This window comes from Nocardioides sp., from assembly GCF_031422975.1.
GTDB lineage: Bacteria > Actinomycetota > Actinomycetes > Propionibacteriales > Nocardioidaceae > Nocardioides.
The window spans coordinates 1-10,692 of the sequence record NZ_JANPEO010000297.1 but is presented as its reverse complement, the minus strand read 5'-3'; the positions used below and the strand labels follow the sequence as shown (position 1 = coordinate 10,692).

Annotated in this window: 11 protein-coding genes and 1 tRNA gene; 7 read left to right on the top strand and 5 right to left on the bottom strand. The window is 70.0% G+C overall.

The features are described 5' to 3' along the window. Both RMO85_RS08995 and glmU read right to left on the bottom strand, forming a co-directional pair. Nucleotides 1-274 (bottom strand): ribose-phosphate pyrophosphokinase-like domain-containing protein (locus RMO85_RS08995; RefSeq protein ID WP_310528387.1); only part of this gene is annotated, 274 nt, incomplete at its 3' end. An 89-nt stretch (nt 275-363) separates the two neighbouring features. Beyond that, complete coding sequence (glmU, locus tag RMO85_RS08990; RefSeq protein ID WP_310528386.1) at nt 364-1,842, bottom strand: bifunctional UDP-N-acetylglucosamine diphosphorylase/glucosamine-1-phosphate N-acetyltransferase GlmU; 1,479 nt, start codon at nt 1,840-1,842, stop codon at nt 364-366. A 79-nt stretch (nt 1,843-1,921) separates the two neighbouring features. Here glmU and RMO85_RS08985 point away from each other — a divergent pair, with 79 nt between their 5' ends. From RMO85_RS08985 to RMO85_RS08970, 4 genes are read left to right on the top strand one after another with little or no spacing between them, the layout of a single operon-like run. After that, nucleotides 1,922-2,860 (top strand): ABC transporter ATP-binding protein, encoded by a 939-nt coding sequence (locus RMO85_RS08985; RefSeq protein WP_310528385.1) that lies wholly within the window; start codon nt 1,922-1,924, stop codon nt 2,858-2,860. Next, nucleotides 2,853-3,740 carry an ABC transporter permease gene (locus tag RMO85_RS08980; protein ID WP_310528384.1) on the top strand — a complete coding sequence of 296 codons (888 nt, stop codon included), beginning with the start codon at nt 2,853-2,855 and terminating at the stop codon, nt 3,738-3,740. The genes RMO85_RS08985 and RMO85_RS08980 overlap by 8 nt, the downstream gene beginning before the upstream one ends. Then, nucleotides 3,737-4,651, top strand: coding sequence for an ABC transporter ATP-binding protein (locus RMO85_RS08975; protein WP_310528383.1), 915 nt, complete (start codon nt 3,737-3,739; stop codon nt 4,649-4,651). Before RMO85_RS08980 ends, RMO85_RS08975 begins: the two co-directional genes overlap by 4 nt. A 10-nt stretch (nt 4,652-4,661) precedes the next feature. Then, nucleotides 4,662-5,363, top strand: a complete 702-nt coding sequence (locus tag RMO85_RS08970) for an ABC transporter permease subunit (RefSeq protein ID WP_310528382.1) — start codon at nt 4,662-4,664, stop codon at nt 5,361-5,363. A gap of 124 nt (nt 5,364-5,487) precedes the next feature. Here RMO85_RS08970 and RMO85_RS08965 read toward each other — a convergent pair whose 3' ends face one another. The 3 genes from RMO85_RS08965 to RMO85_RS08955 form a co-directional block, all read right to left on the bottom strand. Then, nucleotides 5,488-6,090, bottom strand: a complete 603-nt coding sequence (locus RMO85_RS08965; protein ID WP_310528381.1) for a hypothetical protein — start codon at nt 6,088-6,090, stop codon at nt 5,488-5,490. 319 nt (nt 6,091-6,409) lie between these two features. Beyond that, nucleotides 6,410-6,778: a hypothetical protein gene (locus RMO85_RS08960; protein ID WP_310528380.1), complete on the bottom strand. Its 369-nt coding sequence runs from the start codon at nt 6,776-6,778 to the stop codon at nt 6,410-6,412. A gap of 197 nt (nt 6,779-6,975) precedes the next feature. After that, nucleotides 6,976-7,054 (bottom strand) — tRNA-Gln (locus tag RMO85_RS08955). Nucleotides 7,055-7,100: 46 nt separating this feature from the next. Here RMO85_RS08955 and RMO85_RS08950 point away from each other — a divergent pair. From RMO85_RS08950 to RMO85_RS08940, 3 genes are all read left to right on the top strand, one after another. Then, nucleotides 7,101-8,204, top strand: coding sequence for an ATP-dependent DNA ligase (locus RMO85_RS08950; RefSeq protein ID WP_310528379.1), 1,104 nt, complete (start codon nt 7,101-7,103; stop codon nt 8,202-8,204). Next, on the top strand, nt 8,201-8,761 hold the full coding sequence (locus RMO85_RS08945) for a hypothetical protein (protein ID WP_310528378.1): 561 nt from the start codon (nt 8,201-8,203) through the stop codon (nt 8,759-8,761). The genes RMO85_RS08950 and RMO85_RS08945 overlap by 4 nt, the downstream gene beginning before the upstream one ends. 16 nt (nt 8,762-8,777) lie before the next feature. Continuing rightward, nucleotides 8,778-10,692 (top strand): Stealth CR1 domain-containing protein (locus RMO85_RS08940; RefSeq protein WP_310528377.1); only part of this gene is annotated, 1,915 nt, incomplete at its 3' end.

Here is a 10,692-nt window from a genome sequence, read left to right as displayed (position 1 = left end):
GCGAGTAGCCGTAATAGGGCATGACCACCGTGATCCGCTTGGCCGAGGCGCGCTTGAGCGCGTCGACCATGAGCAGGTGCTCCATGATCCACTCGTTGATCGGCGACGTGTGGCTCTGGATGACGAAGGCGTCACACCCGCGCACGGACTCCTCGTAGCGGACGTAGATCTCGCCGTTGGCGAACTCGTAGGCCGACTGCGGCACCAGTCCGCACTCGAGGATGTCGACCACCTGGTCGGCGAGCTCGGGGTGCGCCCGGCCACTGAAGATCATGAGGTTCTTCTCGGTGGTCTTCTTCAAACCGGTCACGAGCTTTGACTCCTTGGTGCGGGGCGGGGCCTGGCCGATGTACGGGCCGATACTCACGATTGTGTCCCACCTTCGGCGTCGGCCCCAACCCCGGGGTCGGTGTCCTGAGACACCTGCTGTTCACCCGCGCGTGAGGCGGCGTCTGCTTGCGGGGTGCCCGGTCGTCTCGACTGCGCCCAGCCCTCCAGATTGCGCTGGGGACCGCTGCTGACGGCCATCGCTCCGGGGGGTACGTCGCGGCGTACCGTCGTGCCGCCGGCGGTCCCGGCGCCGTCGCCGATCGTGACCGGGGCGACGAAGGTGTTGTTGGAGCCGGTGCGCGCCTGCCTGCCCACGACCGTGCGGTGCTTGTTGATGCCGTCGTAGTTGGCGAAGATCGTGCCGGCGCCGATGTTGGTGCCCTCGCCGATCTCCGCATCGCCCACGTAGGACAGGTGCGGCACCTTGGCGCCGTCGCCGATCTGGGCGTTCTTGGTCTCGACGAAGGCGCCGATCTTGCCCTTGATCCCGAGCTGGGTGCCGGGGCGGAGGTAGGAGAAGGGGCCGACGGTGGCCCGGTCCCCGATCACCGCGAGCTCGCCGTGGGTGCGCACGACGCGGGCGCCGGCGCCGATCTCGCAGTCCTTGAGGGTCGTGTCCGGCCCGATCACGGCGTCCTCGGCGACGATCGTGGCGCCGAGCAGCTGGGTGCCCGGCAGGATCGTCACGTCCGGGGCGAGCTGCACGTCTGCGTCGATCCACGTCGTCGCGGGATCCATCACCGTCACGCCGTCGCGCATCCACTGGGCGACGATGCGTTCGTTGAGCACGCGCCCCAGCTCGGCGAGCTGCACCCGGTCGTTGGCGCCCTCGGTCTGCATCACGTCGTCGATGGTGTGCGCACCGACGGTGAGGCCGGCGTCGCGGGCGAGCTGGACGGTGTCGGTGAGGTAGTACTCGCCCTTGTTGTTGTCATTGCGCAGGCGCGGCAGCGCGTCGAGCAGGAACGCCGCGTCGAAGGCCAGGATCCCGGAGTTGATCTCGGCGATCTCGCGCTGCTCGGGCGTCGCGTCCTTCTCCTCCACGATCGCCTCGACGTCACCCTCGGTGTTGCGGATGATCCGGCCGTAGCCGAAGGGGTTGGCGACGATGCCGGAGAGGATGCTGACGGCGCGCTGTGCCGCCTCGTGCTCCGCGGCGAACTCCCGCAGTGACTCCCCGCGCAGCAGGGGCGTGTCCCCCGCCGCCACGATCACGGTGCCGGTCGTCGTACCCGCCGCCTCGATCGCGACCCGGACGGCGTGCCCGGTCCCCTCCTGCGTCTCCTGTACGGCGAGCACGACATCGGGCACGAGGGCCTGGATGTGCGGCCCGACCTGCTCGCGCTGGTGGCCGATCACGGCCACTATCCGCTGCGGCTCGATCGCCTGCACGGCGTTCAGCACGTGCCCGATCATCGAGCGTCCGCCGATCGGGTGCAGCACCTTCATGGTCTTGGACTTCATGCGGGTGCCGCCGCCGGCGGCGAGCACGATCACGGTGAGGTTGTCCATGTCCGCAGTGTGTCAGGTGTCGACTCGGGGGCATCCCCGATGGGCGATCGCCGGCACGGCCGCTAGCGTGGCGGAGGTGATGGCGAGCGAGGGTCGGGTGATCGAGACCAGTGCGCTGACCATGCGCTTCGGCGAGATCGAGGCGCTGACCGCGCTGAACATCACCGTCGGCGCGGGCGTAACGGGACTCGTCGGAGCCAACGGCGCCGGCAAGTCGACCCTGATCAAGATCCTGCTCGGCCTCCTGGAGCCGACGAGCGGGCAGGCGACGGTCCTCGGCCACGACATCACGACCCAGAGCGCGGAGATCCGCCAACTGGTCGGGTACATGCCCGAGCACGAGTGCCTGCCCCCCGACGTGAGCGCCAGCGACTTCGTCGTGCACATGGGGCGGATGTCCGGTCTGCCGGCGACCGTCGCCCGCGAGCGGGCAGCCGACATCCTGCGCCACGTCGGCCTCGACGAGGAGCGCTATCGGCAGATGGGTGGCTACTCCACCGGCATGAAGCAGCGTGCCAAGCTCGCGCAGGCGCTCGTTCACGACCCCCGGCTGGTCTTCCTCGACGAACCCACCAACGGCCTCGATCCGGCCGCCCGCGTGGACATGCTCCACCTCGTGCAGCGGATCGGCCGCGACTTCGGCATCGCCGTCCTGGTCACCTCGCACCTGCTCGGCGAGCTGGAGAAGGTCAGCGACCACGTGATCGTCCTGGACGGTGGCCGTCTCCTGCGCTCCTCGGCCACGGCCGACTTCACCCAGCGGACCGGTGGGCTGCTGGTCGAGGTGCTCGGCGGCGACGCGGAGCGAGACCGGCTCGGGGAGTCGCTCGCGAGGGCCGGGTTGTCGTGTCGCCCACGCGGATCGCTGGTCGCCATCGATCCGCCACCCGCGCACCTCGCCGTACACGATCTCGTGCGCGACGCCGCCGCTGATCTCGGCCTCGGGCTGGTGCGGATCCAGCCCGACCAGGCCCACCTGGAAGACGTCTTCCTGACCGAAGGTGCAGCCCGTGTCTGATCGTCCGCTTGAGGTCACCGGCGTCATCCATGACATCGGCTACCGCGGCTACGACGGCCCCCGGGAGGGCACTCGGGCGCTGGTCCTGAGCCTCTACGCCACCGGCGTCCGGCACGCGTTCGGCCTCGGCCGGTCCGGCCGGTCGAAGGTGCTGCCGTTCTTGCTGCTCGGTCTGGGCGTGCTGCCCGCGGTGATCGTGGTCGGCGTCGTCACCATGATCGGGCTGGAAAGCCTGCCGGTGTCGTACGCCGCCTACCTCAGCCAGATCCAGATGCTGGTGACCCTCTTCGCGGCTGCGCAGGCGCCGGTGCTCTTCTCCCGCGACCTGCGGCACCGCTCGATCGTGCTCTACCTCGCCCGTCCGCTGTCCTCGACGTTGTTCGCGCTGACGCGCTGGGCGTCGCTGGCCACGGCGATCCTCGTCTTCACGCTGACACCGACAATCATCCTGTACCTCGGCGGCCTGCTGGCCGGCCTCGACACCGGTGCCGAGACACCGGTCTTCCTCCGGTCGGTGGCGTTGCAGGTGCTGCTGGCCGCGGTGCTCGCCGGCATCACCGGCCTCATCTCCGCCTGGGCACTGCGCCGCGGCTTCGCCGTGGTGGCCTCGATCGTGGTGCTGATCGTGGTGTCCGGCGTGGTGCTGATCGTCCAGGGGATCGCCGACTTCGAAGGCATCGAGACCGTCGGTGAGGTCGCCGGGCTGTTCTCGCCGTGGACCCTGCACAACGGGCTCGCCGAGGCGTGGGAAGCCGGGGGCCGTGCCACGATCGCGCTGACCGGCGCGTGGCCGATCGCCTACCTCGCGACCGCGGTTGTCATCTGGGCGGTCTGTCTGGCGCTGCTCGTGCGCCGCTTCGTGAAGGTGGGGTCGAAGTGAGCGCGCTCGTCCTGGACAAGGTCTCGCGCTGGTTCGGCAACGTGGTGGCGGTCAACGACGTGACCATGACCATCGGCCCCGGCGTGACAGGCCTGCTCGGACCGAACGGCGCCGGCAAGACGACGCTGCTTGCGATGATGGCGGGCTTCCTACCGCCGTCCTCCGGGACGGTCACGATCGACGGCGAGCCGGTCTGGCGCCGTACCGACATCTATCGCCAGATCGGACTGGTGCCGGAGCGCGAGCTGAGCTTCGGCTACCTCACCGGGCGACAGTTCGTGCGCGCCAACGCCGACCTGCACCGGTTGCCGGACGCGGCTGCTGCGACCGATCGGATCCTCGGCGTCGTCGACATGGTCGAGCCTGCTGCCCGGCGGATCGACACCTACTCCAAGGGCATGCGGCAGCGGATCAAGATCGCCGCCGCCCTGGTGCACGACCCGACCGTGCTGCTGCTCGACGAACCCTTCAACGGCGTCGACCCGCGCCAACGCATGCACCTGATGGAGCTGCTGCACCAGCTCGGCGACGACGGCCGCACCGTGCTCTTCAGCTCGCACATCCTCGAGGAGGTCGAGCGGCTCGCTCGCCACATCGAGGTGGTCGTCTCCGGTCGGCACGCGGCCTCGGGCGACTTCGGAGCCATCCGCCGGCTGATGACCGATCGGCCGGTCCGCTACTCGATCACCTCCAGCGACGATCGCGCGCTCGCCGCCGTACTCATCGCGCGGCCCGCCGTCCGGTCCGTCAGCCTGCGCCCCCAGGGCGGCCTGGACGTGCAGGTCAGCGACCTGGGGACCTTCGCCTCGGAGCTGCCGACGCTGACGCGCAGCCACGACCTGACCCTGTTCGAGCTCTCCCCCAGCGACGAGTCGCTGGAGAGCGTCTTCGCGTATCTGGTGGACCGATGAAGGTGTCGTCATGAACGGGACCATCATCAGGCTCGCGCTCCAGGCACTGCTCGGACGGCGGCGGATCTGGCTGCTGCTCGCTCTGCCCCTGGCCCTGATCGGGCTGACTGCGCTGATCCGCACGCTGTCGTCGGACCCCGACGCGGCCTGGCCGATGATCAGCTTCCTCGGCTACCCGCTCGTGCTGCCGCTCGTCGCGGTCCTGGCGGCGTCGTCCGTGCTCGGGCCCGAAGTCGACGACGGCTCGATCGTCTACCTGTTGTCCAAGCCGGTCAGCCGGCACGCGATCGCGATCTCGAAGTGGCTGGTCGCCTGGTCGGCGACGCTGGTCGTCGGCTCGCTGGGCGTCTTCATCGCCAGCCTCGTCGCCGGCGGTGGCTCGCAGTCGGTGGGCTGGCTGGTGGCGGCGCTCGCGGCCGGGACGACCTACTCGGCCCTCTTCCTCGCCCTCTCCGCCTTCACCCGGCACGCCGTCGTGGCCGGCCTGATCTTCGTGCTGATCTGGGAGGGTCTCGCCGGTGGCTTCCTCAGCGGCGTCGCCTGGCTCAGCGTCGCGCAGTGGGGGATCCAGATCGGGCACTCGGTCTCGTCGTCGCTGGACAGCCCGGTGAACCTGACCTGGGCGTTGCTGGCGTCCCTGGCCGTGACCGTCGGCGGCGTCTGGTTCGCCGGCGACCGGCTCCGGTCCTTCGTGCTGACGGGCGACGAGTGACCGCCCTTCTCCCCCGGGTCGCGTAGACGCGCGGACCATGGTCTGAACACCCGCCACCGCTGAGCGTGACGTGCGCGTCGCCGGGCGACCAATGTCCGCGCGTCTACGCGAGCGGCCACCGGACTCAGTCGGCGACGCCGCCCGCGCGCACGATGACATGCGCCAACGCCTCGGGGCGGACCAGCCGCTGGTATTCCACGCCCTCCGGCACCCACTTGGTGTCCCAGAGCTCGAGCTCGGCCGCCGAGTCGCCCTGCGCGACGTTGCGCGCCTTCGCCCGCTCAGCCGCGATCGTCGGGTCCAGGTCGATCCACACCGCGAGGTCGAAGAGGGGCAACGTCTCCGGGCGGATCACGCGGATGCCCTCGACGATCACCGCCGGTGGCATCGGCTCGTCGACGTCACCCTCCTGGCCGTCGTACCACCGATAGCGATAGCTCAGGCGCCGTGGCGTCGGTTCACTGCGAACCTGGCTCAGCAGGCCGGTGAGCGCTGCCCAGTCGTGGAGCTCCCACATCGGCGCCTGCGCCGTGTCGGTCCTGGCATACAGACCGTCCGTGCCCACCAACTGGTCCTCGTGAACCCCGAGGTCGGCTGCGAGACGCCTCGCCAGCGTGGTCTTACCCGCACCACCATGGCCGGCGATGGCGACCACGGGCGGTCTCGCCGACCCGGCCATCAACATCCGCACGCGGGCCAGCATGTCGTCGTACGTCGTCAGGGGCACGCGCCTCACCCTGACACGCGGCCCGGGCAGAGGCTCGCCGTTTCCGCGCTGTCGAGGCCTCACCGCCGTACCTCGCACTGGTGAGCTTCTCGCCGTTCACGCACCGGTCGCGTCTCGGCGAGCCGTTGAGGAGGTCGCGCCCGGGACAGCCATCGAGAAGGTCACGACCCCTGAAGCCGTACAGGGATTCGTTGCCACCGCAACCGAAGGCCCGCAGCCGGGCGCACCCGACCCCGAAGGAGTCGGCTCACCGGCTCGAGTACGCGCCCATCCGATCGCGCCTTCGACGTCTACTCCGACTGAGTCATAGGTCTCAGTGCTACTTGAGGTAGTCACGCTCGCGACTCAGATACCGAACCGGCTTGCCGAGGGACTCCGCGTAGGCAATCTCCCGTCGGGTTGACTCACCTACATAGCCACCCGGATCCACGATGTACACCTCGTCAGCCATGCGAATCTTCTGCAAGTGCACGTCGCCGAGCCGCCCCTTCAGGTCCGAACTGTCGGCTGTCCAGTCGTAGCCCGGCAGGTCGGGGAGGCTGAACATTCCGAGGCTGATCACGACGCAACCATCCATCGTGAGCCACTGGTTGACCTCCGCGAACTCGGCCTCAAACTTGGTCGAGCCGCAGAGCGTGATGACCTTCGCCCCACCCTCGGCCGACTGCGGGGTCTGCTGGTGCTCCACAGGGTCCATCATCGGTGAACGGCCGGGCGAGTTTATCGCCGCCCCGGGACGTCCGCTCATGCGGTGCGCGCTCATAGCCGCGGTGCGTGCGGTTCCCCCACAGGTCTTGAACGAAACGGTGGCACGCATGCAGCCCGCTAGACCTCTGTTGCAGATCTGCCTCGACGACCACACCGCGCTGACCTGCAAACAACTTGCTCCCCGAGTAGGAGTCGAACCTACGTCGCTAATCCTGATTCAAAGTCAGGCGGGCCCTGCCGGCAGACCAATCGGGGAATGTGCGGCCAAGCCTAAGGCCACGCTCAGGGCTAGGCTCAACCGTGTGGACCTGCCTGTGATGCCGCCTGTCCAGCCCATGCTCGCCAAGGCCGTCAAGGGCGTGCCGCAGCAGGGCGACTACTCCTTCGAGCCGAAGTGGGACGGCTTCCGTTGCCTGGTCTTCAAGGACGGCGACGACGTCGAGCTGACCAGCCGCAACACCAAGCCGCTCACGCGCTACTTCCCCGAGGTCGTGGCCGCGATCAGGGAGCAGCTCCCGGAGCGGATCGTGCTCGACGGCGAGCTCTTCGTCGCGATCGGGGACCGCCTGGAGTTCGAGGTCCTGCAGGAGCGGATCCACCCGGCCAAGAGCCGCGTCGACATGCTCGCGGAGAAGACCCCGGCCGGCTTCGTCGCCTTCGACCTGCTCGCGCTGGGCGACGAGACCTACCTCGACAAGCCCTTCACCGAGCGCCGGGCAAAGATGACCACGGCGCTCGGCGGGCTCGCGGGTCCCTGCTTCCTGACGCGGACCACCTTGGACCCCGCCGAGGCCGAACAGTGGTTCGCCGACTTCGAGGGCGCTGGGCTCGACGGCGTCATGGCGAAGCCGCTCGCTGCGGCGTACGAGCCCAATGCGCGCACCATGTTGAAGATCAAGCACGAGCGCACCGCCGACGTGGTCGTGGCCGGCTATCGCGAGCACAAGACGTCGACCCCCGAGCGGCCGCTCCTGGGCAGCCTCCTGCTCGGGTTGTACGCCGATGGCGAGCTGCAGCACATCGGCGTGAGCGCGAGCTTCACCGCGGCCCGGCGCGCGGAGCTGATCGAGGAGCTGCAGCCGCTCGTGTGCCCGATCGGCGACCACCCGTGGGGCAGGTGGAGCGAGTTCCTGACCGCCAACCCCGACCGCGTCCCCGGCACCCAGAGCCGCTGGAGCGCCGGCAAGGACCTCGCCTTCACGCCGTTGCGCCCCGAGCGGGTGCTCGAGGTGAAGTACGACCACATGGAGGGCCGACGCTTCCGCCATACCGCGCAGTTCAAGCGCTGGCGCGAGGACCGCGACCCCGAGTCGTGCGGCTACGAGCAACTGGAGGAACCGGTCAGCTATGACCTCGCTAGAGTCCTGAGCGGATCCGACAACCACACAAGGGGCGATGCACCATGAGTGACAACATCTTCGACGGCGTCGGCACCTACGACGTCGTCCTGCTCGTCGAGGCGGCCCTGTCCGTGGGCGACGCGAGGCAGGTGCGATCGCTGCACAGCGACATCAAGGACCCCGTCATCTACCACGTGCTCCTCCCCCTGGAGGACGCGGCGGCGCGGATCGAGGCCTCGCTGGGCACGCTCGGCGCCGGCGACGTGATGGCGGCCCCGGCCATGGTGATGAGCGAGGCCGATCTCGATGCCGTCCGCGAGGAGTGCCGCGAGCGCTCCTCGACCGATCTCGCCAAGACTCTGAAGGCCATCGAGGCAGCCGGCGGCAAGGTCAGCGGCGCCGTGACGTCCGAACCCCCCGTCGACGCTCTCGTCGCCAAGGTGAGCGAGGTCGACGCACGCGAGGTGATCGTGCTGACCCGCCCCCACCTCGTGGCCGAGTTCTTCCACGTCGACTGGACCTCGCGCGCCCGGCGCAAGCTCGGGGTGCCCGTGCTGCACCTGCTCGAGCAGGAGAACTTCGACGAGCAGGCCGGCGGCGGCGAAGGCGTGACCGGATTCTGAGCCCTAGGGTTGCGGCGTGAAGCTCGCCCAGCGCCTGCGCCGCTCGACTCGCCTGTCGGTGGCGTTCCTCGTGTTCAACGTGGACGGCATGGGCGGTACGTCGAGGTCGACGATCACGCAGGCCAACGCCCTCGCCCGTCGCGGCAACATCGACGTACGACTCATCTCCGTCATGCGCACCGCAGATGCGCCGCACTATTGGATCGACCCCGCGGTCGGCGTGGACCACCTCGCCGACGCGCGGGGAGACGACCCGCGCGCGAAGCGGCCCTCGCGGCTGGTGCCGACCCGCTGGGACAGTCAGTTCTCCGCGCTGACCGACGACGCGATGGCCGCCCTGGCCGACCTCGACGTGGATCTCGTCGTCACCGTCACCCCGGCCCTGATGGCCGCAGCCGTCCAGCTCCTGCCTGCCGACACGGCGGTGCTCCACCAGGAGCACCGGTCCTCGGCCGACCGCGTCGGCGGCATGGAGCCGCTGCTCGCCTTCGCGCCGCGGGTGGCCGCGGTCGCCCTGCTCACGCAGTCGACGGCGGCCTGGCTCGGTGCCGAGCTCGGAGCCGCGGCGCCGGAGCTCGTCGTGATGCCCAACCCGCTGCCCGTTGCCCCACAGCCGCGTTCGGAGCTGACGTCGAAGACGATCGTCACGGCCGGCCGGATCGTGCCGGAGAAGCAGTTCATCCACCTGGTGCGGGCGTTCGGGGAGGTCGCCGACGCGCTTCCGGGCTGGCGGCTGCGCATCCTGGGCGACGGGCCGCTGCGAGCAGAGCTGATCGCGCACGCCGCGAAGGTCGGGCTCGCCGACCGGATCGAGCTCCCCGGTGCGGTGAGCGACATGGCCCCCGAGTGGGCCGACGCCGCCATCTGCGCGCTCTCCTCGAAGACCGAGGGCTTCCCGCTCGTCGCCCAGGAGGCGATGTCGGCAGGTGTCCCGGTCGTGAGCTACGACTGCCCGTCCGGGCCGCGCGAGCTGGTCGAGCACGGCGTCAGCGGGCTCCTCGTCGGCGCGGGGGCCAAGGCCGGACTGGCTGCCGCGCTGCACGAGGTCGCTTCCGATGCGTCGCTGTTGACCCGGCTGGGGGAAGGAGCGCTGGCCGCCTCCCGTCGCTACGACGCCGACACCATCGCCGCGGAGTGGGAGGCCCTCTTCACCCGGATATCCATGGGCGGGATGGCTCGCGACACGCCGGGAGGGCGAGCCATCCCTCCCATGGATATCGTGCCGTTCACCCGGGAGGGGATGCCGATCCCCGAACGGGCCATCACCCCGCTCGAGGCCCGTGGCGAGGCGCTCCGGCTGGCGATCACCGCCGCCGACAGCGCCGGTCCCGGGTGGTTCGTCATCCCGACGCACGACCGTCCGGCGCCGACTGTCGTCGTCCCAGCAGCCCACCGGGCCGCGGTCCTGGCCGCGCTCGCCGAGGTGCCCGACCACTTCTCGTTGCTGGACCCCGGCGATCGCGGTTGGCCCGTACGCCGCCTGCCCGCACGCGACCTCGTCGCGGTGCTCCACAACGCGGCACCCAACCGGATCGTGCTCGAGCCCTGGCCCCGCAGCGAGGGCCGGCGCTCGTTCCTCGGCGAGGACGCCGGCGTCGAGATCGAGTTCTGGGACCGGCTGCCCGACGGCACCCTGGTGGCGCCGCGTCCCAACCGGTGGACCCAGTCCGTCCCGCCCGGGACCGCGACGACCGAGGTCTCGGTCGTAGGCGTCCGGGTGCCAACTCTGGAGCTGATGGCGGCGCCGACCCCGTTCGACGTGGCGTTCCCGATCGACGTCGTCTACACCTGGGTCGACGGCGACGACCCCGAGTGGAGCGCTGCCAGGGCGGCCCGCGACGGCGCCGATGCCCGCCAGGAGGCTGCCGGGCAGGCGCGGTTCCGCAACCGCGACGAGCTGCGCTACTCCCTGCGCAGCCTGCACCTGTTCG